Origin of the sequence: Bordetella petrii, from assembly GCF_017356245.1 — a bacterium.
GTDB classification, from domain to species: domain Bacteria; phylum Pseudomonadota; class Gammaproteobacteria; order Burkholderiales; family Burkholderiaceae_B; genus Bordetella_A; species Bordetella_A petrii_D.
In genome coordinates this window covers 1-23192 of record NZ_JAFMZZ010000001.1, presented here as the reverse complement: position 1 = coordinate 23192, position 23192 = coordinate 1, and the positions used below count along the sequence as shown (strand labels likewise).

At 69.6% G+C, this 23192-nt stretch carries 24 protein-coding genes and 2 pseudogenes; 6 read left to right on the top strand and 20 right to left on the bottom strand.

The window, feature by feature from the left end; all coding sequences use genetic code 11:
- Positions 1–202 precede the first annotated feature (202 nt).
- Entirely contained in the window at positions 203–1102 is a 900-nt protein-coding gene (locus J2P76_RS00130; protein ID WP_207403601.1) for a DMT family transporter, read from the top strand.
- Here the strand turns inward: J2P76_RS00130 and J2P76_RS00125 are convergent.
- The 7 genes from J2P76_RS00125 to J2P76_RS00095 form a co-directional block, all read right to left on the bottom strand.
- Positions 1096–1446: a hypothetical protein gene (locus J2P76_RS00125; RefSeq protein WP_207403600.1), complete on the bottom strand. Its 351-nt coding sequence runs from the start codon at positions 1444–1446 to the stop codon at positions 1096–1098. The genes J2P76_RS00130 and J2P76_RS00125 overlap by 7 nt on opposite strands.
- 13 nt (positions 1447–1459) lie before the next feature.
- Positions 1460–1768: a hypothetical protein gene (locus J2P76_RS00120; protein WP_207403599.1), complete on the bottom strand. Its 309-nt coding sequence runs from the start codon at positions 1766–1768 to the stop codon at positions 1460–1462.
- A gap of 96 nt (positions 1769–1864) precedes the next feature.
- Positions 1865–2401, bottom strand: coding sequence for a GNAT family N-acetyltransferase (locus J2P76_RS00115; RefSeq protein WP_207403598.1), 537 nt, complete (start codon positions 2399–2401; stop codon positions 1865–1867).
- A gap of 9 nt (positions 2402–2410) precedes the next feature.
- Positions 2411–2986, bottom strand: coding sequence for a helix-turn-helix domain-containing protein (locus tag J2P76_RS00110; RefSeq protein WP_207403597.1), 576 nt, complete (start codon positions 2984–2986; stop codon positions 2411–2413).
- A 71-nt stretch (positions 2987–3057) separates the two neighbouring features.
- On the bottom strand, positions 3058–3444 hold the full coding sequence (locus tag J2P76_RS00105; RefSeq protein WP_207403596.1) for a DUF488 domain-containing protein: 387 nt from the start codon (positions 3442–3444) through the stop codon (positions 3058–3060).
- On the bottom strand, positions 3441–4115 hold the full coding sequence (locus tag J2P76_RS00100) for a thiopurine S-methyltransferase (RefSeq protein WP_207403595.1): 675 nt from the start codon (positions 4113–4115) through the stop codon (positions 3441–3443). The genes J2P76_RS00105 and J2P76_RS00100 overlap by 4 nt, the downstream gene beginning before the upstream one ends.
- A 21-nt stretch (positions 4116–4136) precedes the next feature.
- Positions 4137–5036: an alpha/beta fold hydrolase gene (locus J2P76_RS00095; protein WP_431603370.1), complete on the bottom strand. Its 900-nt coding sequence runs from the start codon at positions 5034–5036 to the stop codon at positions 4137–4139.
- An 80-nt stretch (positions 5037–5116) separates the two neighbouring features.
- Between J2P76_RS00095 and J2P76_RS00090 the strand changes: the two genes are divergently transcribed.
- A complete protein-coding gene (locus tag J2P76_RS00090) occupies positions 5117–5728 on the top strand; it encodes a CGNR zinc finger domain-containing protein (protein WP_207403593.1) in 612 nt (203 codons plus the stop codon).
- Here J2P76_RS00090 and J2P76_RS00085 read toward each other — a convergent pair.
- The 9 genes from J2P76_RS00085 to kdpF form a co-directional block, all read right to left on the bottom strand.
- Positions 5725–6147, bottom strand: a complete 423-nt coding sequence (locus J2P76_RS00085) for a hypothetical protein (RefSeq protein ID WP_207403591.1) — start codon at positions 6145–6147, stop codon at positions 5725–5727. The genes J2P76_RS00090 and J2P76_RS00085 overlap by 4 nt on opposite strands.
- Entirely contained in the window at positions 6122–6514 is a 393-nt protein-coding gene (locus tag J2P76_RS00080) for a phage holin family protein (RefSeq protein ID WP_207403589.1), read from the bottom strand. The genes J2P76_RS00085 and J2P76_RS00080 overlap by 26 nt, the downstream gene beginning before the upstream one ends.
- Before the next feature lie 63 nt (positions 6515–6577).
- Entirely contained in the window at positions 6578–7159 is a 582-nt protein-coding gene (locus tag J2P76_RS00075) for a YceI family protein (protein WP_207403587.1), read from the bottom strand.
- 130 nt (positions 7160–7289) lie between these two features.
- Positions 7290–7982, bottom strand: coding sequence for a two-component system response regulator KdpE (gene kdpE, locus J2P76_RS00070; protein WP_207403586.1), 693 nt, complete (start codon positions 7980–7982; stop codon positions 7290–7292).
- Between the two features lie 9 nt (positions 7983–7991).
- Positions 7992–10748, bottom strand: coding sequence for a sensor histidine kinase (locus tag J2P76_RS00065; RefSeq protein ID WP_207403584.1), 2757 nt, complete (start codon positions 10746–10748; stop codon positions 7992–7994).
- Between the two features lie 41 nt (positions 10749–10789).
- Positions 10790–11386, bottom strand: a complete 597-nt coding sequence (gene kdpC, locus J2P76_RS00060) for a potassium-transporting ATPase subunit KdpC (RefSeq protein ID WP_207403581.1) — start codon at positions 11384–11386, stop codon at positions 10790–10792.
- A gap of 22 nt (positions 11387–11408) precedes the next feature.
- Entirely contained in the window at positions 11409–13523 is a 2115-nt protein-coding gene (kdpB, locus tag J2P76_RS00055) for a potassium-transporting ATPase subunit KdpB (RefSeq protein ID WP_431603369.1), read from the bottom strand.
- Positions 13520–15247: a potassium-transporting ATPase subunit KdpA gene (kdpA, locus tag J2P76_RS00050; protein WP_207403577.1), complete on the bottom strand. Its 1728-nt coding sequence runs from the start codon at positions 15245–15247 to the stop codon at positions 13520–13522. The genes kdpB and kdpA overlap by 4 nt, the downstream gene beginning before the upstream one ends.
- The gene (gene kdpF, locus J2P76_RS00045) at positions 15247–15336 is read right to left on the bottom strand and encodes a K(+)-transporting ATPase subunit F (protein ID WP_207403575.1); all 90 of its coding nucleotides are present in this window, start codon (positions 15334–15336) and stop codon (positions 15247–15249) included. The genes kdpA and kdpF overlap by 1 nt, the downstream gene beginning before the upstream one ends.
- A gap of 304 nt (positions 15337–15640) precedes the next feature.
- Here kdpF and J2P76_RS00040 point away from each other — a divergent pair, with 304 nt between their 5' ends.
- Entirely contained in the window at positions 15641–16360 is a 720-nt protein-coding gene (locus J2P76_RS00040) for an aldolase (RefSeq protein WP_207403573.1), read from the top strand.
- Here J2P76_RS00040 and J2P76_RS00035 read toward each other — a convergent pair.
- Positions 16357–17823: an amidase gene (locus J2P76_RS00035; protein WP_207403571.1), complete on the bottom strand. Its 1467-nt coding sequence runs from the start codon at positions 17821–17823 to the stop codon at positions 16357–16359. The two genes, J2P76_RS00040 and J2P76_RS00035, sit on opposite strands and share 4 nt — an antisense overlap.
- Before the next feature lie 92 nt (positions 17824–17915).
- The gene (locus J2P76_RS00030) at positions 17916–18125 is read right to left on the bottom strand and encodes a DUF3079 domain-containing protein (protein WP_207403569.1); all 210 of its coding nucleotides are present in this window, start codon (positions 18123–18125) and stop codon (positions 17916–17918) included.
- A gap of 371 nt (positions 18126–18496) precedes the next feature.
- Here J2P76_RS00030 and J2P76_RS00025 point away from each other — a divergent pair, with 371 nt between their 5' ends.
- The gene (locus tag J2P76_RS00025) at positions 18497–18931 is read left to right on the top strand and encodes a GNAT family acetyltransferase (RefSeq protein ID WP_207403567.1); all 435 of its coding nucleotides are present in this window, start codon (positions 18497–18499) and stop codon (positions 18929–18931) included.
- Between the two features lie 131 nt (positions 18932–19062).
- Positions 19063–20379, top strand: coding sequence for a M20/M25/M40 family metallo-hydrolase (locus J2P76_RS00020; RefSeq protein WP_242697250.1), 1317 nt, complete (start codon positions 19063–19065; stop codon positions 20377–20379).
- A 45-nt stretch (positions 20380–20424) separates the two neighbouring features.
- Here the strand turns inward: J2P76_RS00020 and J2P76_RS00015 are convergent, their stop codons facing one another.
- Positions 20425–21906, bottom strand: a complete 1482-nt coding sequence (locus J2P76_RS00015; RefSeq protein WP_207403566.1) for a SulP family inorganic anion transporter — start codon at positions 21904–21906, stop codon at positions 20425–20427.
- Between the two features lie 330 nt (positions 21907–22236).
- Here J2P76_RS00015 and J2P76_RS00010 point away from each other — a divergent pair.
- Positions 22237–22593, top strand: a pseudogene (locus J2P76_RS00010) (VOC family protein); the annotation flags it as partial.
- Here J2P76_RS00010 and J2P76_RS00005 read toward each other — a convergent pair.
- Positions 22590–23192 (bottom strand): annotated as a pseudogene (locus tag J2P76_RS00005) (TRAP transporter large permease subunit); the annotation flags it as partial. The pseudogenes J2P76_RS00010 and J2P76_RS00005 sit on opposite strands and share 4 nt — an antisense overlap.

Below are 23192 nucleotides of genomic sequence, written 5' to 3'. Positions count from 1 at the left end.
AGACACCCGAAGTGCGCAGCGACTGTCTCAACAGTGCGGTGTCAGGCACCTGGCGGAGCCTGACACCTGGGCTATAGCCGTCTTCCGCTTCAAGGCAGTGCCATGGATGTCCGGCGCCTGCGGCAGCACCCTGCAATAACGTACAAGACCCCGCGCCGGCACGCTTCTATGCTGCGGCCATGATCCACACGAACCGGCAGCCATGACACGACGCACGCAGGGATATCTGTACCTGGCCCTGGCCATGGCCACCGTGGGCAGCACGGTGGTGGCCAGCAAGCTGATCGCCGCGGGCCTGCCGCCGTTTACCGCCACCGCGCTGCGCTTCGCCGTGGCCCTGCCCTTGTTCGCGGCCCTGATGGCCGGCACGCGCACGCCCTGGCCGCGCCCGGACCGGCGCGACGGCCTGGTGCTGCTGCTGCAGGCCGGCGCGGGCAGCGTGGGCTACACCGCCCTGCTGATCCTCGGGCTGCGCTACACCTCGGCAGCCGATGCCGGCATCATCATCGGCACCATGCCCGTGGTGTCCACGGCCACGGCCACCCTGGTGCTGGGCGAACGGCCCCGGCCGGCCACACTGGCCGCCATCGCGCTGGCGGCGGCCGGGGTGCTGTTCATCGCCATGCAGGCAGGACCCGGGCAGCCGCAGTCCTGGCTGGGCAACCTGCTGATCTTCGGCGCCATCGTGTGCGAAAGCCTGTTCATCCTGCTGAACAAGCGCCTGCGCCAGCCGCTGCGCCCGCTGGCCCAATCCGCCTGCATGAGCGCCCTGGGACTGGCCGTGGCGGCGCCCGCCGCGCTGCTCGAAGCCCCCTGGGCGGGCGGCCTGCCGTCCGGCGCGCTGACAGCCGTGGCCTACTACGCGGTAGTGCCCACGGTGGCGGGTTTCCTGCTCTGGTATGCGGGCGCGGAACGCGTCAGCGGAGCCGAGGCCGCGCTGTTCACCGCCGTGGCGCCGGTCGCCGCGCTGCTGTTGGCGGCCGGCGTGCTGGGCGAACCCGTGACGCCGCGCCAGCTGCTGGGCGTTGCCTGCGTGCTGGCTTCGGTGTTCATGCTGGCCCTGCAGCCGGGTCCGGCGGCGCGCGGCCGGGGGCATCAGTGAGGAAACGCCCCGCGCGCCTCTGAACCCGGCGCCTGGCCGGGCGGGCGAGTCTGCTGGGTGCCATCGCCGGGCTGCGCCTTCGAGCCGCGGGCCGCCGGGCCGGCGGCACTGCCGTCATCGCCCTTCCGGCCTTCGGCTGGCTGGCGCGGCGAGGGAATCTGCTTGTGGCCGGACTCGTGCATTTTCTGCTGCTCTGGCAGCAACGGCCGCTGGTCGGGGCTTGCGGGCGGCTCCCGCCGCGGGGGCGCCTGGCCGCCGTGATCGTGGCCCCAGCAGGCGGCCGCCGTCGCCAGCGCGCCCCCCAGCAGCCCGCCGCGCAGCAATAAGACAAGAGCTGGGCGCATGCGCGGGCTCCTGTCAGTCTTCGCCGCGTGGCGGCGTGCGCCCGCCCTTGCGCCCCGGATCGTCGCGGCCGGTGTCGGGGGGCGTGAAATTGCCTTCATCGGTAATGCCGCCTGTGCGCGCCGCCGCATCCGCCGCGGCGGTGCCGCGGTCGAAAACGGGACGGTCGCCGCCCCGCGCGGATGGCGGGTGATCCATGTCGGGACGGGGCGGGTCGTCATCCGACACATGGCGCGGCCGCGGCGCGCCGCGGTTGGGATCGGGCTGGGGCAAAGTGCGGCGGGAGCCGGCCTTGGCGTCCGGCTGCTTGTCGTCCTGCGTCATGGCGATTCTCCGGTTTGCAGGGCGGCGCCTGCCGCCCCTGGCCCGGCAGGCGCAATTGCCATGCCCGCCACGGGGCCGCAACGGCTGCGCCTGGGCTTACCCTTGCAGCAGCTTGTACATGATGGTGGTCGAATCGACGCGCTGCCCCGCGACGTCCAGGCAGAATTCCGGAATGACGCCCGCGCGCTGGTAGCCCAGCGCGGCATATAGCGGCTCGGCCTGGTCGCCGGTGCGCGTGTCCAGCGTCAGCAGGCGGCGGCGCAGGGCCCGCGCGCGCTGTTCCAGGCCCAGCATCAAGGCGCGCCCGATGCCCTGGCGGCGCTGCCGCGGGTGCACCAGCAGCTTGCGCACCTCGGCGCGGTGCGGCTGGTTGGGCGGCATGTCGCAATCCAGCTGCACCGTGCCCGCGATGCGGCCGCCGACCCGCGCCACCAGCACGGTGCGCGTGCCGTCGCGCATGGCCGGCAGCACCTTGGCCGACCAGAAAGCCTCGGCCTGCGCCGGCGCATGCGGCAGGATGAAGCCCAGGCTGGCGCCGTCGTGCACGCAGGCGTGCAACAGCGCGCCAAGCTCGGCCAGGTGGGCGGCGGCCTCGTCGGGCGACAGCGCTTCGAGCACGATGGATGTCTGCACGGTGGTCTCTCAAACAATGAACAACAGATAGCGCGCGCCGTGGCGGGCGGGCGTGATGAAGGTGTTGGGCCCGGCCAGCTGGTAGCGCAGGCAATCGCCGGGCTGCAGCGCTTGCGGCTGGCCGTCCAGAATGACCTGCAGCCGGCCTTCCAGCAGCAGCAGATGATGTTCCAGCCCCGGCCGGGGCGGCTTGTCGTAGTCGATGCGCGCGCCGGGCGCCAGGCGGCATTCCAGCACCTCGCCCGCCAGGCGCTGCGCCGGCGGCGACACCGAGCGGCGCTCGAAGCCCACGCTGGCATCGGTCCAGACGGGCTGGTCGTCGCGGGCCACCAGCGGGGCATAGTCTGCTTCGGCCAGGCGCATCAGGCGCGACACGGTCATGCCGTAGGCCCCGCAAAGCTTGCCCAGCACGCTGGCGGTGGCGCTGACCGCGGCGTTTTCCAGGCGCGACAGGGTGGCCCGGCTGACCTGGCTGCGCTGGGCCAGCTCATCGAGCGACCAGCCGCGCTCGGCGCGCAACGCCCGCAGGCGCTGCGCGATCTGGCGGTCGATGGGGTCGGTTGCGGGGCTGCCAGTATTTTCCATATAAGAGATATTCTCTCAAATATGAGATTCTGGCAAGCCCCGTGCGGCGCGGCGCTGGCCGCGCCGGCGCGCTATGCCAGCGTGGCCCCGCGCTCGCGCAGCAGCTCGCGCAGCACGCTGCGATGGCAGCGGTTCTCGTCTTCGCAATAGCAGCCCACGGAAAAATCGGCGGTGGCCGACAAAGCCGCGAGCAGGTCCAGCACCTTGCCCGCTTCGCCGCCGTGGAGTTCGGAGCGGATCTTGCGCGCCACTTTGCGCCATTCGGCATCGGTGGCCACCGCCAGGGCCTGGCTGACCAGCTCGGGGCTGGGCGACAGAATGGGCAGCCACACGTCGTAGAAGTCGCGGCGGGCGAAATCGGCCTTGGGCACGCCGCGCGGCGGCCTGCGCACCGTGCCGATGCGCAGGCCCTCGCCGGCCGCGCGCGGCGACCCCAGCCTTACGATCCTGACGCTCATGATCCGCCTCGTGAAGAATTCCGCCGCAGCCGGTACACCAGGGTGTCCAGCTGCGCCAGGCCGCGTTCGGCGAACTTCGGCTCTTTGGCCAGGATGTCGCGGCGGTCGATCAGCTCGGCTTCGGAATGGCCCGCATAAATGGCCTGCACTTCGTCGTCGCGCACCGAAAACGGCGGTCCGTCCATCTGGCTTTGCTCGTAGTCCAGCGTGATCAGCAAGCCGCGATACGCATCGGCCAACTGGCCATACACGTGCTGTGCATAACGCGCGCGCATCGCGGCCGGCAGCGCGACCAGCGCGGCGCGGTCGAAGGCGCCCACGCACTCGCCCAGCACATCGGCGCCCAGGTCGAAGATGTCGCCGCAATAAATGCTGATGGCGCCGGCCGTGTAATACCTGCCCGGCCCGGCTTCGCGCACCGTGGCCTGCAGGCCGTTCTCGGCGTAGAACTGCTCGACCGCCAGCGAGGAAAGCTCGACGCCCAGCACCTGGTGCCCCTGCTGCGCCAGCCACACCATGTCGAGCGACTTGCCGCACAGCGGCACCAGCACCCGGCTGCCGGCCGGCAATTGCAGCGTGGGCCAGTATTTGGCCAGCAGCGGCGTGACGTGGGCCTGGTGAAAATGGGTACGCCCGTCGCGCCAGCGCTCGAGCCAGAAATCCGCATCCATACGTGCCTCTACAAGTTGGGTCTACAGGGTCGACTCGTATTGTAGAGACGCCTGGCCAGCCTGGCGCGCCGGCGGGGAAACCGCCGCCAGGAATTCGGCCAGGTGCGCCATGATGGCCTCGGGCGCATCTTCCTGCATCAAGTGGCCCGCCCCCGGCACAGAATGGAAATCGGCCTGCCGGAAGCGCGCCGCCAGTACGCGGCCACGCTCGATCGGCAGCCAGGCGTCGGCCTCGCCCCACAGAATCATGACGGGGCAGTCGATCTCGGCATAGCGATGCTCGATGTCGTCGGTATAACGCTGGTCGGCCTGGCCCGCTTGGCGATAGAACGCGGCCTGGCCGACGGTTCCGGTCCATGGCAGGGTGTACAGCGCCATGGTGTCTTCGTCCAACGGCCGGTGCGCGGCGCCTTGAATATAGGTTTTCAGGATGGCGGCGTGAATGTAGGGCGGCATGCCTGCAAACGCGGCCTGATGCTGGCGCGCATGGCGGGCAAAGGGCGAGCCCCAGGGCGCCAATGCCACGGCATCGATCAGGGCCAGGCTGCCATAGGCGCAGCTTTCCAGCAGAGCCGCGCGCAATACGGTGGCCCCGCCGAAATCGTGCGCCACCACGTCGGGCCGCGCCAGGTTCCAATGGCGCAGCAGCGCCGCGAACAGGCGGCCTTGCACCGCCAGCGAGACGTCTTGTCCGGCGCGCTGCTCCGACTGGCCGTAGCCCAGCAGGTCATAGGCATGCACCTGCCTGCCGCGCGCCAGCAGCGGGATCATGCGGCGCCACACCGCGGTGGAAAACGGGGTGCCGTGCACCAGCACCAGCGGCCGGCCCTGCCCCCACACGCCGTAGCGCACGGCCTGCCCTTCGAAGTCGAAACGATGCGCGAGCAAAGGCGCCGCGCCGGGCTTGACGAAATCCATCATAACCTCTTAAATGCGTTTAAACAGTTATTTTTCAGCCACCTTAATCTAACCTTTATAATTGGTCAATACGGTTAACCGACATGTCCGCATCCCATACCCGCTGGCGGCCCGAGGCTTTTGTCGGCGGGCATCCCTACCTTGATTTCCTGAATACCGGCGGCGGCTCCACCAAGGCACGCGATGCCTTGCCCTTCGAAGACTGGGCCGATGCGCTGCACTGGCTGGCCATGGCGGGCCTGGCCAGCCCCGCGGAACAGCGCCGCCTGCAACGCTTGGCGCGCGGCAGCGACGCGGGCAAAGCATTGAACCGCTTGATGGCACAGCGCGAAAACGGTTATGCGGTACTGTCCGCCGTCGCCCGCGACCTGGCCGTGCCCGAAGCCGGACGCCTGCGTTTCGAGAACGACATCCGCCTGGCCCTGCAGCAGGCCAGCTTGCCCTTGTTTCCCGGCCGCCAGCCGGCCTGGCAGGTCGATGCCGAGGCCGCCGGCCTGGAACTGCCGCGCCATCGGCTGGCGCTGTCCGCCCAAGGCCTGATCGCCGACGGGCTGCTGCCCCGCCTGCGCGAATGCGAGGCCTGCACCTGGCTGTTTCTGGACACTTCGCGCGGCGGCCGGCGGCGCTGGTGCTCGATGGCCACCTGCGGCAACCGCGCCAAAGCGCGCCGCCACTATCGGGCCACGGCGCACTAAGGCTGCCGCGACCGCAGGCGCTGCACCTGCTCGTCGAGCTCGCGGCGCAGCGCTTCGATTTCCTGTGCATCGGCCGAGCGCTCGGCGGCCGCGCGCAGGCCGGCCACCCGTTGCGCCAGGCTGGCGGCCTCGGCGTCGGGCAGCGGGGCGCTGGCGCGCCGCACGTGGCGCCGCTTCAACACCGAGGCCAGCCGGTCCCGCACCGCCACCGCGGCCATGGCGCGCAGCGGCTGCTTCAGGAACCGCGGCCAGCCCAGCGCGGCGCCGGCCGCCAGCGCGGCGGTCGAGGCCCATCCTTTGGCCCCCGGAGCGTTCGCCAGCGCCGCCGCGCGGCCGAATGCATCGGCCAGCTCGCGCCGGTCGCGCTCCATCTTGGCCAGCAGGGCCTGCTTGTCAGCCTGGGTGGTGGTCTTGGGCATAGTGGCTCCGGGCGGCGGCGGTATCCAGCCGCACCTGGCGGCTCAGTTCGGCAAAGGGCGAAGCCCTGGGCGCATTCCGGCTGGCGACGGCCAGCGCGGCCAGGGTGATCAGCAGCCAGGCGCCGGCCACCAGCCAGGCCGCCAGCCCGCGGTATTCGCTGTCCCAGAAGCTGACCACGATGGCCACCGATACGAATGCCAGGGTGCCCAGCGCGCAAAACAGCAGCGCCACGCAACTGAGCAGCGTGGTAACCAGGGCCGAACGGTACAGCGACAGCTCGATGCCCGCCAGTTCCAGGTAATCGCCGCAGCGGTCGGCCGCGAATTCCGCGATGTGGCGCAGCCGGCGCAGTCGTTCTGAAATCATGCTGTCTCCTTGGAGGGAGCCCGCGGCGCAGCAAGCGCCATACCCGCGCACGGACGCCGGGCGTCAGGGCCGGCGCAGCGCCTCGACCTGGATCTCGAGCTCGACCTTCGGCTTGAAGCCCATGTCCAGGCCGAAGTCCAGCCCGTAGTCGCCGCGGTTGAACGAAGCCGAGACATCGGCGCCGCAGGCTTCGCGCTTTTCCATCGGATGCTGTATGCACTTGAAGTCGTCGATGTCCAGCTTCAGGGTGCGCGTGACGCCGCGCAGGGTGAACTGGCCCACGGCTTCTTCGGGGCGGTCGCCGTCGAACTCGGTAAAGCGGCCCTTGAAAGTGGCGGTGGGATAGCGCGCCGCATCGAAGATGTCGGGCGCCACGGCATGGCGGTTCAGTTCGTCGTGGCCGAAGTCGATGGAAGCGATCTGCACGGTGACGTCGATGGTGCCGCTGCGCGCCGCGCGGTCCAGCACGATCACGCCCGAGGTCTGGTTGAACTTGCCGCGCCAGGTCGACAGGCCGCCCATGTGGTCGGCCTCGAAGCTGGGATACGTGTGTGAAGGGTCGATGTCGTAAGTGACGGGCGCCGCCGCGGCAGGCAGGCACAACGCGGCCGCGGCGGAAAACAGCAGGGGAAAGATCGGCTTCATCAAAGGCTCCTGAAGGCGGCTGCGCGCGCCACCATGCGCGCACGCCAAGTGCATGGACCGGCGAACGGATATTCAAGTTATTGTAAGAATATGCCTGCAGGCCGGGAGCGGCGCAACCGCGGATGGAAAGCTAGCCCGCGTACCGGTACCCCACGCCGACTTCGGTCAGGAGGTAGCGCGGCTGGGCCGGGTCGGCTTCCAGCTTCTGGCGCAGGTGCCCCATGTAGATGCGCAAGTAATGGGCCTGTTCGACATGGGCGGGCCCCCAGACCTCGCGCAGCAGTTCCCGGTGGGTCATGACCTTGCCGCGATGCGACAGCAGCAGCGCCAGCAGACGGTATTCGATGACCGTCAGGTGCACCGGACGCCCATCGCGCGTCACCTCCCGGCGCGCCAGGTCGACCCGCACCGGCCCGAACACCGCTTCGGCAGGCTGGCCGGCGCCGCCGCGCCCGTGGCGGCGCAGCAGCACGCGCAGGCGGGCCAGCAGTTCGCCGACCCCGAAAGGCTTGGCCAGATAATCGTCGGCGCCCGCATCCAGCGCGGCGATCTTGTCGGCTTCGGCGCTGCGCGCCGACAGCACCAGCACGGGCACCTCGGTCCAGCCGCGCAGCTCGCGGATCAGCACCATTCCATCGGCATCGGGCAGTCCCAGGTCCAGGATGACGGCATCGGGCTGCCGCGTGCCCGCCTCGATCAATCCGCGCCGCACGGTTTCCGCTTCGAACACCTGGCAGCCTTCGCCCTCGAGCGCCGTGCGCACGAAGCGGCGGATGTGCGGATCGTCTTCAATCAGCAGGATCTGGGGCGTGTAGTCGAACATGGCGGCCCATCAGGCGATGTCGGGTTGCACCGCCGGCGCGACGCCCAGCGGCAGGGTAAACACGAAGCGCGCCCCGTGCGGCTGACCGGGCGCCGGCTCGACCCAGATGCGGCCGCGGTGCGCCTGCACGATGGCCTCGCAAACGGCCAGGCCCAATCCTACCCCGGGCGTGGCGGACTCGCGCGCGCCGCGGGTGAACTTCTCGAAGATGCGCCGTTCGTCGCCCGCGGCGACACCCGGGCCGTCGTCGGTGACGGACACGTGCAGCTGGCCGTCCCGGGGATGGGCTTCGAGCCGGATCGAGCCGCCCGGCGCCGCGTACTTGGCGGCATTTTCCAGCAGGTTGCACAGCACCCGCTCGACCAGCACGCCATCGCATTCGACCAGCGGCAGCGCCGACAGCGGCGCCACGCTGACATGGTGGCCGGCCAGGGCTTCGCGCATGGACGCCAGCGCGGCGCCGGCCAGCTCTTCGATGGATTGCCATTCCATGCGCAGCGGCGCGGCGTGGCTTTGCAGGCGGGCCATGTCCAGCAGGTTGACCACCAGCGCGTGCATGCGCTGCGCCTGCGCCCGCATGGCCGCGACGGTAGCGCGGGCCTCGGGCGGCAGGCCCGCCGGGTGGCGCGCCAGCGTCTCGGCCATGCCCAGCAATCCGGTCAGCGGGGTGCGCAGGTCGTGCGACACGGCGGCCAGCAGGGAATGCCGCAGCTTTTCCGATTCCATGCTGACCAGCGCCTGCTGGGCCACCTCGACATAATGCAGGCGTTCCAGGGCAATGGCGACCAGCGTGGCGTAGGTGTCGATCTGGCGCCGGGCATCGGGCATGCCAAAGGGCGCATTGCCGGTGTTCTCGACAGCCAGCACGCCGCGCGTGCGCATCGACGCCTTCAGCGGCAGGTACAGCAGCGGGCTGGTCGACAGCGTGGCCGTGCCGGCGCCGGCGGGCTGCCCATGATCGTAGACCCATTGCGCCAGCGCCGGATCCAGCGCCGGCAGGTCCTGGCCCGGCGGCAAGGCGGCGGCCAGCCGTTCGTCCAGCCCCAGTATGTACAGGCCGCAGCGCGCACCGAAGGCCGCGTGCACGAACGACCCCGCCGCCGCCACGATCTGCTGCGGCTGCAGCGCAGAAGACAGCTCGCGCGCGAATTCGTACAGGCTGCGCGTTTCGGCGGCCCGCTCGACCGAGGCGCGCGCCTGCATGCGCAGGCCGGCGGTCAGCTGGCCGATCAGCAGCCCGACGCCCAGCAGCACCAGGAACGTCAGCAGATACTGCACGTCGGAAACGGCGAACGAGGCCAGCGGCTGCACGAAGAAAAAATCGAACAGCCCCACGCTGAGCAGGGATGCCAACGCGGCCGGGCCGCGGCCATGCCGCAGCGCCACCGCCACCACCGCCAGCAGGAACAGCATGACGATGTTGGTCTGGTGCAGCATGGGAAACGCCAGGGCCGACAACGCCGCGGCCACGCCGCAATACGCCACCGACCACAGATAGCCGCCGTAGCGGCGCACCGGCCGTTCGGCCGGAGCCGCCGCGGGCATGTTCCTGCCCGCGGCGGCCGTGGCGGCCGGCGGCGCGCCGAGCCGGATCACGTCGACCTCGGGGCATCCGGCAGCCAGCGCGTCGGCAAAGCTGCGCCGGCGCCAGATCCACCCCGGCGCCAGCAGGCCCGCCAGCCCGGCGGCGGGCCATGGCCGCTGCGCCGCGCCCTGCGCACCGCGGCCCACCAGCACCTTGGTCATGTTGTGGCGGCGCGCGTAGCGCGCCACGGCCTGCACCAGGTCGCCGCCGGGCAGGGTTTCGGTGCGGGCGCCCAGGCTTTCGGCCAGGGCCAGCGCCCGGCCCAGCGCGTCGCGCGCCGCCTGCGGCGCCGGCGCCAGGCGCGGCCGATCCAGCGTGATGACATGCCAGTCGCATTCCAGTTCCTGCGCCAGCCGGTGCGCGCTGCGCACCACATGCCCGGCGTCGCCATCGGCGCCGATGCAGGCCACGATGGCCTCGCGCGTGCGCCACACGGCCTGTATCGCGCGTTCGCGCCGATAGCTCTGCACATCGTCATCGACATGGTCGGCGGTGCGCCGCAGCGCCAGTTCGCGCAGCGCGATCAGGTTGCCTTTGCGGAAGAAATGCCGGCCCGCGTGGCGGGCCTGTTCGGGCAGGTAGACCTTGCCTTCGCGCAGGCGCCGCAGCAGTTCGTCGGTGGGGATATCCACCATGATGACTTCGTCGGCCGCATCGAACACGCGGTCGGGCACGGTTTCCGCCACGCGTATGCCGGTAATGCCGCCCACCGCCTCATTCAGGCTGTCCAGGTGCTGCACGTTCAGGGTGGTCCAGACATCGATGCCCGCGGCCAGCAGTTCGTGCACATCCTGCCAGCGCTTGGCATGGCGCGCGCCAGGGGCATTCGCGTGCGCCAGCTCGTCGACCAGGATCAGGCCGGGGCGGCGCGCCAATGCGCCATCGAGGTCGAATTCGGCCAGCTCGCGCCCGCGATGCGGCAGCGCCTTCAGCTGCAGGAGCTCGATGCCGTCGAGCAGCGCGGCGGTGTCGCGGCGGCCGTGCGTTTCGACGATGCCGGCCACGACATCGGCGCCCTGCCCGCGCAGCGCCTGCGCGGCGGCCAGCATGGCGTAGGTTTTGCCCACGCCCGCCGAGGCGCCGAAATACACGCGCAGCCTGCCGCGCTCGGCCTCGCGGCTGGCCTGGTCCAGCGTGCGCAGCAGCAGATCGGGATCGGGGCGTTGTTCGGGATCGACCATGGCGGGGCGCGGCGGGTGGCACCGCTACTATACGCCGCCGCTCAGCGCGGCGCCGCGCGGTCCAACGCCAGGTTCAGCGCCAGCACATTGACCACCGGCTCGCCCAGCACCCCCAGCACGGGCCGGCTGGTGTGGGCCCGCACCAATTGCTCCAGCTGGCTGGCCGGCAAACCCCGCAGCCGCGCCACGCGCGGCACCTGGTACAGCGCGGCCGCCGGGCTGATGTGCGGGTCCAGTCCGCTGCCCGAGGCGGACACCAGGTCTGCCGGAATGGGCGCGCGGTTGCCGGGATCGGCGGCCTGCAGGGCCGCCACGCGCGCGCGCACCGCTTCGGCCAGGGCCGGGTTGCGCGGCCCCAGGTTCGAACCGCCCGACGCCAGCGCGTTGTAGGGACCCTGCCCGGTGGCGGACGGCCGCCCCCAGAAATAACGGGGCGACGTGAACGCCTGGCCGATGAGTTCGGACCCGACCACCCGGCCCCCGCGCTCGACCAGCGACCCCGCCGCCTGGTGGGGAAACGCCCAGCGGGCCAGGCCCGTCACCGCATACGGATATGCCAGCCCGGTCAAGGCGGACAGGGCCACGAAAATGACCAGCGCGGGCCGCAGCAGGCCGGCGCAACGGAATGACAAACGCATGATCAAGCTCCTGTATCCTGCTTCAGGCCCAGCCCAGGGCCGCCAATGCCATGTCGATCAGCTTGATGCCGGCGAACGGCGCCAGCAGGCCGCCCAGGCCATACACCAGCAGGTTGCGGCGCAGCAGCGCGGCGGCGCCCAGCGGGCGGTAGCGCACCCCGCGCAACGCCAGCGGGATCAGCGCCACGATGATCAGCGCGTTGAAAATCACCGCCGACAGAATGGCGGAATCGGGCGTGGCCAGCCGCATCAGGTTCAGGGCGCCCAGCTGCGGATACACCGCGGCGAAGGCGGCCGGGATAATGGCGAAATACTTGGCCACGTCGTTGGCCACGCTGAAGGTCGTCAGGGCGCCGCGCGTCATCAGCATCTGCTTGCCGGTCTCGACGATCTCGATCAGCTTGGTGGGGTTGGAATCCAGGTCGACCATGTTGCCGGCCTCTTTCGCGGCCTGGGTGCCCGAGTTCATGGCCACCGCTACATCGGCCTGCGCCAGGGCGGGCGCATCGTTGGTGCCGTCGCCGGTCATGGCCACCAGCCGCCCCTGGCCCTGGTACTGGCGGATCAGGGCCAGCTTGGCCTCGGGGGTGGCCTGCGCCAGGAAATCGTCCACGCCGGCTTCGGCGGCAATCGACGCGGCGGTCAGCTTGTTGTCGCCGGTGACCATCACCGTATGAATGCCCATGCGGCGCAGCGCGGCAAAGCGCTGGCGGATATCGGGCTTGACGATGTCCTTCAGTTCGATCACGCCCAGCGCGCGCGCGCCGTCGCTGACCGCCAGCGGCGTGCTGCCGCGCCGCGCCACGTCGTCTGCGGCGCGGGCCACCGCGGCGGGCAGCGCCCCGCCCTGCTGCGCCAGCCAGGCCGCGATGGCGTCGACCGCGCCCTTGCGCAGGCGGCGGCCGCCGATGTTCACGCCGCTCATGCGCGTGTGGGCGCTGAACGGCACCCGCTCGACGTTTTCCGGCACGGCCTGGGCGGTGTGCGGCGAACGCTGCGCCAGCGCCACGATGCTGCGGCCTTCGGGCGTGTCGTCGGCCAGCGAGGCCAGCAGCGCCGCCGCGGCCAGCCCGTCGGCCGCGACGCCGGGCGCGGGCAGAAAGGCCGACGCCTGGCGATTGCCAAAGGTGATGGTGCCGGTCTTGTCCAGCAGCAGCACGTCTACGTCGCCGGCCGCCTCGATGGCCCGCCCCGAGGTTGCCACCACGTTGGCGCGCATCATGCGGCTCATGCCCGCCACGCCGATGGCCGACAGCAGGCCGCCGATGGTAGTGGGGATCAGGCACACCAGCAGCGCCACCAGCACCGCCAGGCCCACCACCGCCCCGCCGCCGGCAGCCTCGACCGAATACAGGGAAAACGGCAGCAGCGTCGCCACCACCAGCAGGAATACCAGCGTCAGGCCCACCAGCAGGATGGTCAGCGCCAGTTCGTTGGGCGTCTTCTGGCGCCGCGCGCCTTCCACCATCGAGATCATGCGGTCCAGAAACCCCTGTCCGGGGTCGGCCGCGATGCGTACCACCAGCCAGTCCGACAGCACGCGCGTGCCGCCTGTCACCGACGAGAAATCGCCGCCCGACTCGCGGATCACGGGCGCCGATTCGCCGGTGATGGCGCTTTCGTCCACCGAGGCGATACCGGCCACGACCTGGCCATCGCCGGGAATGACCTGGCCGGCCTCGACCAGCACCACATCGTGCCGGCGCAGATCCGCCGAGGCGCGTTCGACCGCCGCGCGGCGCCAGGCGTCCGGCGCGGCCGCCGCCGCGCCGGCGTCGTTCCAGCCTTCCAGCACATAGGCGGGCACGGTGGAACGCAGGTCCCGCAGCGCCGCCGCCTGCTGCTTGCCGCGGCCTTCGGCGACCGCCTCGGCGAAATTGGCGAACAGCACGGTAAACCACAGCCAGGCGGCGATCGCCAGGGTGAAGCCGGCGCCGGCGCCGGCGCCGGGTTCGCGCAGGGCCGCCAGGCCCAGCATGGTGGTCAGGATACTGCCCAGGTACACCACGAACATGACCGGGTTCCTGAACTGGGCGGCCGGCGCCAGCTTGCGCAAGGTGTCGCGCAAGGCGGCGCGCAGCGGCCAGGCCGAAGTGTGGCGCATCGCCATCGTTGTTCTCCAGAATGAAGGATTCAAGGCTGCAGCTGCTCGGCCACCGGCCCCAGGGCCAGGGCCGGCACATAGGTCAGCGCGCCCACCAGCAGCACCGCGCCCACCAGCAGAACCACGAACAGAGGGCCGGCGGTGGGCATGCTGCCGGGGCCCGCGGCCAGGCGGCGCTTGGCCGCCAGCGAGCCGGCCAGCGACAGCGTCGCCACGATCACCACGAAACGCCCGAACCACATGGCCAGGCCGGTCAGCACGTTGTAGAAAGGCGTGTTGGCGGACAAGCCCGCGAAGGCGCTGCCGTTGTTGTTGGCCGCCGACGACAAGGCATACAGGATCTCGGAAAACCCATGCGCGCCGGGGTTGAACACGCCGGCGCGGCCGGGCCCGGCCAGCACGGCCAGCGCCGTGCCCAGCAGCACCAGCAGCGGCGTCGCCAGGATCACCAGCGACACCATCTTCATTTCATGGGCCTCGATCTTCTTGCCCAGGTATTCGGGCGTGCGGCCGATCATCAGGCCGGCGATGAACACCGCCAGAATGGCGAAGGCCAGCATGCCGTACAGGCCCGAGCCCACGCCCCCGAACACCACTTCGCCCAGCTGCATCAGCAGCATGGGCGCAAGCCCGCCCAGGGGGTTGTACGAATCGTGCATGCTGTTCACGGCGCCGCACGAGGCCGCCGTGGTCACCGTGGCGAACAGGGCGCTGGCGGCAATGCCGAAGCGGGCTTCCTTGCCTTCCATATTGCCCCCGGGCGCCAGCGCCGACGCGCCGGCATCCACGCCCGGCTGGGCCAGCATGGGATTGGCCTGCTGCTCGAAACCCGCCGTCGCGCCGGCAAACAGCACGAACAGCAGGGTCATCGCGGCCAGCACGGCCGCGCCCTGGCGCCGGTCTCCCACCATTTCGCCAAAACTGAAGCACAGCGCGGCCGGGATCAGCAGAATGGCCAGCATCTGCAGCAGGTTGGACAGCGCCGTGGGGTTCTCATACGGATGCGCGGAATTGGCATTGAAGAACCCGCCCCCGTTGGTGCCCAGCAGCTTGATGGCCTCTTGCGAGGCCACCGGCCCCATGGCGATGTGCTGCGCGCCGGCATTGGCCGCGCCCGCCAGGGACTCCAGCGTAGAAACGTCGCGGGCCGCGTCGAAGTTCTGGATGACCCCCTGGCTGGCCAGCGCCAGGGCCAGCAGCAGCGACAGCGGCAGCAATACGTACAAGGTGCTGCGCACCAGGTCGGCCCAGAAATTACCTACCGTGCCGCCGCCATGCCGGGCCAGCCCGCGCACCAGCGCGAACAGCACCGAAATGCCGGTGGCCGCCGACACGAAATTCTGCACCGTCAGGCCCAGCATCTGGGTCAGGTAGCTCATGGTGCTTTCGCCCGCGTAGCCCTGCCAGTTGGTGTTGGTGACGAAACTGATGGCAGTGTTGAAGGCCGAGTCGACCGCCACCGCCCCCAGCCCCTGCGGGTTCAGCGGCAGCACGCCTTGCGCGCGCTGCAGGATATACACGGCCAGCACGCCCAGCACGTTGAACAGCAGCACGGCCATGGCATAGCGCTTCCACCCCATGCCGGCATCGGCGTCCACGCCCGCCAGCCGGTAGATGCCCCGCTCGACGGCCGCGCCCCATGCGGTCGCCCGGGTGCCGCCCTGCATGGCCAGGCGGATGTAGCGCCCCAGGAATGGCGCGATGATCAGCAACAGCCCCAGGTACAGGGCCAGCAGGCCGGCGAATCCGCTATTCATCAGAATTTCTCCGGCTTGAACAACGCCGCCAGCAGGTACACGAACAAGAAGGCGGCCAGCGCGCCGGCCAGGCTATAAAAGGCGTTCATGGCCGGTCTCCCGGCAGCAGCGCGTCGCAGAACTGCAGCAGGCCCGCCAGCGCGGCGGCCATGGCGGCAAAGACGGCGAAGTACAAGACATCCACGTTTTTCTCCCTGGAAAGCCGCCGGCGCGGCGGCGATGGCGCCGCGCCGGCATGTGCTTCGCAGCTTAGAAAAGCGGGGATAAAAACGGGATAAAGTTTCGCGGGGCCGATATAAACAAGATATAAAAATGGGCCGGCGGCCCGCGCCGGGCGCGGCGGGCCCGCGGAATTGGTAGACTCTCGCCACCCCGAACCCCGCCCCGCACCCCATGAACGACCTTTTCCATTCCCCCGCCGTGGCCGCCCTGCGCGCCGACCTGTCGCTGGCCCTGCGCGCGGCCGCCCATCACGGCCTGGGCGAAGGCGTGTGCAACCACTTCAGCGTGGCCCTGCCCGGCCAGGACGGCCTGTTCCTGCTGAACCCGCGCGGCCTGATGTGGGACGAGGTGCGGGCCGACGACATCGTGCTGGTCGATGCCCAGGGCCGCAAGCTGGCCGGGCGCCACGAAGTCGAACCCACGGCAATGTTCATCCACGCCGCCATCCACCGCATCGCCGGCAAGCACTGCGTGCTGCATACCCACATGCCCCACGCCACGGCCCTGACGCTGACCGACGCGCGCGCGCCGGACACCACGCTGTCGCAGAACGCCATGCGGTTCCACGGCCGGCTGGCCATCGACGCGCAGTACAACGGCCTGGCGCTCGACAGCGCCGAGGGCGAACGCATCGCGCGCGCCATGGGCACGGCCGACATCGCCTTCCTGGGCAATCATGGCGTGGTGGTCTGTGCCGAACGCATCGACTACGCCTACGACGACCTGTTCTTTCTGGAACGCGCCTGCCAGGCGCAAGTGCTGGCGCAGGCCAGCGGCCGGCCGCTGGTGCCGGCCAGCGCGGCCATGGCCGCCAAGGTGGCCGCGCAGATGCAGTCCGAGCGGCTGCAGGCCACCCTGTTCTTCGAGGCGTTGCGCCGCAAGCTGGGCTAAGCTTGAAGCAGCGGGCTGGCCAGCTTGCTGTAGCCGCTGGCTCGGTCATAGGCCAGGCCGATCTGCAGCACATCCAGATCGTGCTGCGCCGGCCCGATGATCTGGATGCCGGCCGGCAGGCCGCCCGCGCCGAACCCCGCCGGCGCGGCCAGCGCCGGCAGCCCGGCCATGGTGGCCGGCACCACGGCTTCCATCCAGCGGTGGTAGGTATCCATGGCGCGGCCGTCCACGCTGGCGGGCCAGTGCTGCCCGGCCTCGAACGGAAACACCTGCGCCGCCGGCAGCACCAGAAAATCGAACTGCCCGAACAACTGCTGCAAGGCGCCGTACCAGGCGCTACGCACTACCGCGGCCTGGTAGACGTCCTGCCCCGACAGGCCCAGCCCGCGCTCGATTTCCCAGACGGCCTCGGGCTTGAGCAGGCGGCGTGTCCGTGGGTCGTGATACAGCCCGGCATTGCCGCCGGCAAACGTGAAACTGCGCAGGTCCAGCCAGGCCCGCCACAGCCGCGGCAAGTCGAAATCCGGCACGGCCGCCTCGACCCGGCAGCCGATGGCCTCGAAATGCTTCAGCGCGGCGGCGCACACGTCCAGCACGCCCGGCTCGGCGGCCAGATGGCCGCCCAGGTCGCCCAGCCAGCCGATGCGCAGCCCGCTGCAATCGCGTTCCAGCGCCGTAACGAATTCGCGCGGGTCGTCGCGCCGGCGCGTCAGGGGCAGGCGCGCATCGAAACCCGCCTGTACCGCCAGCAGCAGCGCCAGGTCGGGCACATTGCGCGCCATCGGGCCGCTGACGCTGAACTGCTGGAAGAACACTTCTTCGGTGGGGCCGTGCGGCACGCAGCCCGGCGTGGTGCGCAGCCCGTACACGTTGTTGAAGGCCGCCGGCGTGCGCAGCGACCCCATCATGTCGGACCCGTCGGCCACCGGCAGCATGCGCAGCGCCACCGCCACGCCCGCGCCGCCGCTGCTGCCGCCGGCCGAACGGGCCGGATCGAAGGCATTGCACGTAATACCGTAGACCGGGTTGTAGGTATGGCCGCCCAGGCCGAACTCGGGGCTGTTGGTGCGCCCGATGAACAGCGCCCCGCCGGCCCGCATCCGTTCGTACACGATAGCGTCGGCCTGCGTGACCTGCCCCGCGTAAATGGGCGAACCCTTGGTGGTGACCATGCCGCGCGCCGGCGCGATGTCTTTGGGCGCCTGCGGAAACCCGTGCAGCGGCCCCAGCCAGGCGCCGCGCGCCAGCTGCGCGTCGAGCTCGCCGGCCTGCGCCCGCAGGGCGTCGCGGTCCTGCATGGCCACGATCGCGTTGACCGTGGGGTTGAGGCGGTCGATCTGCGCCAGGCTGGCCTGCAGAACTTCCACGCACGATACCTGGCGCGCCTTGATCGCCGCGGACAATGCCACGGCGTCCAGGCCGATAATGTCCGACGGCTGGCGGGAAGCAAAGGAAGCGGTCATGGCGGGCCTGCGCGGAGTTCGGAAGGCCCCAGTATATAGAGCCGGGCCGGCGCCGGATCGCGGCGGCCGCCCGGCCGGCTGCCGGGCCGGCGCTACGCGGCCGGCTCGCCCTGGCCGGCCTTGGCGGGTTCTTCCAGCCCCCAGTCGCCCACGGTGTACCAGTCGTCGCCCAGCAGTTCGGCGGGGTGCAGGGTGCGGCTGGAGCCGTTGCCGCACATCAGCGACTCGGCCGGGCAGTATTTGTCACAGCCCCAGCAGACGCGCTCGGGGTGCTTGGGGTGCAGGGGAAACTTCTTAGCCATGGCGTGGCCCGCCAATTACGACAACAGATATCAAATTACTGCTGCCCGGTCCGCTACCCTTTGATCGAACGCAATAGTTATCTGCTGAAAGAACGTGCGCCCCTTGCCGGGGTTGCCGGTCAAGCAGGTTGCAAAGCGTTGCGATTCCTGTATGCTGCTGCTCGTGGATTACGCCATTGCCCCGCTTGCCTGCGCGATTTCGCGACGAACCCTTCGACGTCGACGTTGAGTGGCTTTGCGCTGTCCAGACACCCCCGCGGTGTTTTATCCCGAAGGCCACGATACCTCGTGGCCTTTTTGTTGCGCGTTTCCGCCGTGCCCGAGGCATCCGGACCGGCCTTCGTTTCCCTGACCCCTGAAAGGAACGAAGCATGAACCCACCCGCGCTTTCCATCCGACCGTACCAGCCATCGGATGCCCACGCCGTCGTGCAGCTGTGGCGCGACTGCGGCCTGACGCGCCCCTGGAACGACCCCTACAAAGATATTGCCCGCAAGCTTACGGTGCAGCCCGAGCTGTTCCTGGTGGGCACCGCTGACGGCGCGGTAGCGGCGGCGGTAATGGCGGGCTACGACGGGCACCGCGGCTGGGTCAATTACCTGGCCGTGGCGCCCGGCTGCCAGCGGCGCGGCTACGCCACGCTGCTGATGCAGGCCGTGGAACGGCAGCTGGTGGCGATGGGCTGCCCCAAGATCAACCTGCTGGTGCGCGGCGGCAACGAGGCCGTGATCGCGTTCTACCAGAAACTGGCGTTTCGGCAGGACGAAGTCATCAGCCTGGGCAAGCGCCTGATCCCCGATAGCTAGAGAGTGCCGCGCGGCGGGCCGGACAGCGGTAGCGCGCCGGCCCGCTGCGCGCCCGCGCCCCGCAAATAATTGACAAGACAAACAAACTGTCTCACTGTTCAAACTCGCCTTCAACCCGAGGAGAGACAGCAATGTTGCAAGAGATCCGGCGTGTTGCAGTTGTGTGGGCGGTATCGATGGCATTCGCGCCGCCGCCGGCGCTGGCCAAAGAAGCAGTGCAATCCAGCGCGGCGCACGACCAGGCCGTGCAGAAAATCCTGTCGTCCGACGCCTATAAAAAAGCGCTGGCCGTGCTCGACGAGCAGCACGGACGCATTGTCGAAGACGGCATCACCCTGACCGAGATTCCCGCCCCGCCCTTCAAGGAAGCCAGGCGCGCCCAGGCGTTCGCGGAACTGCTGCGCGCCAGCGGCCTGAAAGACGTCACGCAGGACGAAGAAGGCAACGTGCTGGGCCTGCGCCCGGGCACCGCGGGCGGCGACCAGGTCGTGGTTGTGTCGGCCCACATGGATACGGTGTTTCCGGAAGGCACCGACGTCAAGGTCAAGCGCGACGGCACCCGCCTGGCCGCGCCCGGCATCGGCGACGACACCATGAGCCTGGCGGTGCTGGCCGGCTATGTGCGCGCCATGGACGCCGCCGGCATTCGCACCCGCGACAACATCCTGTTCGTGGGCACCGTGGGCGAAGAAGGCCCGGGCGACCTGCGCGGCGTGCGCTACCTGTTCACCAAGGGCAAGTACCAGGGCAAGATCAAGGCTTTTTATTCGGTCGAATCGGGCTCGGTGGCGCGCGTCACCCACGGCGGCGTGGGCTCGAAGCGCTACCGCGCTACCTTCCAGGGGCCCGGCGGGCACAGTTTCGGCGCGTTCGGCCTGGTCAACCCCATGTACGCGCTGGGGCAGGCCGCCACCGCGTTCTCGACCATGTCCGTGCCCGCGCACCCCAAGACCACCTACAGCATCGGCCGCCTGGGCGGCGGCACCTCGGTCAACTCGATTCCGGTCGACGCCTGGATGGAAGTGGACATGCGTTCGGAAGATGTCGGCGCGCTCAAGCGCGTGGAAGACCGCTTCCTGGCCATCGTGAACGAAGCGGTGGCCACCGAGAACTTCGCGCGCTCGACCAAGGAAGGCGAAATCAAGCTCAAGCTCGACCCCATCGGCGACCGCCCGGCCGGCACCACGGCGGTCGATACCGACATCGTGCAGTACGCCATATCGGCCATCAAGGCGGGCGGCTATGAACCCAACCTGAACCGCAGCTCGACCGATTCGAACCTGCCCATGAGCCTGGGCGTGCCCGCCATCACCGTGGGCCGCATGGCGCCCGGCACCTACGGCCGCGCCCATGCCCTGGACGAATGGCTGGATGCCGAGAAAGGCCCGATGGTGAAAGCCATGGGCACCACGCTGAGCACCATCCTGGCCACCACGGGCATGCAGTAACAGCGCCGCCGCCGGCCCGCGCGTGGCGGCGCGGGCCCGGCCCCGCTAATGGGCCGGCATGTCCGCCGGGGCATCCGTCCTGTGATGGGTACCGTAGCGCTCGACCATGGTGGTGCTGGCGCGGTTCAGGCCCGATACCTGCACGTCGATGCCGTTGCGCCTGAACTTGTGCACGATGCGGTCGAGCGACTCGACCGCGGTAATGTCCCAGAAATGCGCGCGGGCCAGCTCGATGCGCACGCGCGGCACGGCTTCCTTGAAATCGAACTCGGACACCAGCGCCTCTGACGACGCGAAGAACACCTGCCCATGCACGGTATAGACGCGGCAGCCGTCCTCGCCGGACAGGCGCGAATCGACGCTTAGCACGCCGCGCACCTTGGACGCGAAGAACACCGCGCTCAGCAGCACCCCCACCAGCACGCCCAGCGCCAGGTTGTGCGTGGCCACCACCACGGCCACGGTGGCCAGCATCACGGCCGACGAGGTCTTGGGATGGGTGGCAAGATTGCGCAGCGACGCCCAGTTGAAGGTACTGATCGACACCATGATCATCACGGCCACCAGCGCGGCCATGGGGATCTGCCGGGCCCACGGGCCCAGGAACACCACCAGCACCAGCAGCACGGCGCCCGCGGCGAAAGTGGACAGCCGGCCGCGGCCGCCCGATTTCATATTGATGACCGACTGCCCGATCATGGCGCAGCCGGGCATGCCGCCCAGCAGGCCGGCCACGATATTGGCCAGGCCCTGACCCCGGCATTCGCGGTTCTTGTCGCTGGCAGTGTCGGTGTAGTCGTCGATGATGGAAGCTGTCATCAGCGATTCCAGCAAGCCCACCGCCGCCACCGTCACGGCATACGGAAAGATGATAGACAGCGTCTGCCACGTCATGGGCACGGCGGGCAGCGCCAGCACGGGCAGGTGGTCGGGAAAGACGCCCATGTCGCCCACCGTGCGTATCGGCAGCTGCAGCCACATGGACAGGGCGGTCAGCACCACAATGCAGACCAGTGGCGACGGCACGCTTCTGGTCAGGCGCGGAAACAGGTAAATGATGGCCAGGCCGCCCGCGGTCATGGCGTACACCGTCCAGTGCGCGCCGATCAGTTCCGGCATTTGCGCCAGGAAGATCAGGATGGCCAGCGCATTGACGAAGCCGGTAATCACCGAGCGCGATACAAACCGCATCAGCACCCCAAGCTTCAGCAGGCCCGCGCCGATCTGCAGCAGGCCGGCCAGTACCGCCGTGGCGAATACGTACTGCACGCCGTGCTCTTTTACCAATGAGGCGATCACCAGCGCCACGGCGCCGGTGGCGGCCGAGATCATGCCGGGCCGTCCGCCGGCAATGGCGCAGACCACGGCGATACTGAAGGCGGCGTACAGGCCCACCTGGGGGTCCACCCCCGCAATGATCGAAAATGCCAAGGCCTCGGGAATCAGCGCCAAGGCCACTACGATGCCCGCCAGCAGGTCGCCGCGGACATTGCCGAGCCAATTCCGGCGCAATGTGGAAAATGTCATGGAATAGAAAGATGATGGTGCTGCCTGTGCGCAGCGGATACCATCGGAGATGAAGCCGGCCTGCCGCGGCGCACCGGGCGCCCCGGCACCCTGTGCAGCATGACATTGCCCGGCGCGCCATGACGACAGCCGGCGCGCGAACCTTCGCCCGATAGCTATTCAGGTGGAAGATTCAGGCGATGTCACATGGGTAGAGGCGTAAGGAAGCAAAGTGCAGGCCGGCATTGTACATGCGCCCGGGTTTCCGCCAGATGACTGCCCCCCGCGCCCCACCTGCGGCGGGCGGGCACGAAACTTGCCGCCTTGGCGCGATTTCACCAGGAGCCCCACATGATCGACCACATCGGCATCACTGTCGCGAACTTCGAAGCCAGCAGGAAGTTCTACCTGGCCGCCCTGGCCCCGCTGGGCTATGCCATCCGCAAAGAACATCCCGGCGTTGCCGGTTTTGGCGCGGGCGACCCGAACGACGGCGGCGACCCCGGCGGCGATTTCTGGCTGGCCCAGGGAGACCCCGCCACCCCGCGCATACACGTGGCTTTCCGCGCGCAAAGCGTGGAACAAGTGCAGGCTTTCTACCAGGCGGCCCTGGCGGCCGGCGCGCGCGACAACGGCGCGCCCGGGCTGCGCCCGGAGTACCACGCCGATTACTACGGCGCGTTTGTGTACGACCCCGATGGCTACAACANCCCCAGCCTGAACACCTTGTTGACGATGGCGATCACGAACGCCGTCAGCCCCCACAGCAGCAGGCTGAGCACCACCTTCTCGTCGACCGGCGCCGAGGCCTTCTCCAGCCACTGCGTCAGCGCGTACGCCGAGCCCGCCGAGATCAGCATCAGCACCAGCAGCGAGCGACCCCCGCGCGAGCCGTTGGGCTCGCGAAACGCCCGCGCCTCTTCGGGCAGCGCCGGCGCCATCGACGGCCGGATGATCGACACCAGCACCACGTACAGAATGTACGCCCCGGCCAGCAGAAACCCCGGCACCATCGCCGCGCGGTACATGTCGCCGATCGAGCGGCCCAGCTGGTCGGCCAGGATGATCAGCACCAGCGACGGCGGAATGATCTGCGACAGCGTGCCCGAGGCCGCGATCACCCCCGAGGCCAGCCGCCTGTCGTACCCGTAGCGCAGCATGATCGGCAGCGAGATCAGCCCCATCGAGATCACCGAGGCCGACACCACCCCCGTGGTCGCCGCCAGCATCGCGCCCACCACCACCACCGCGATGGCCAGCCCCCCGCGCAGCGGACCGAACACCTGCCCGATCGTCTCGAGCAGGTC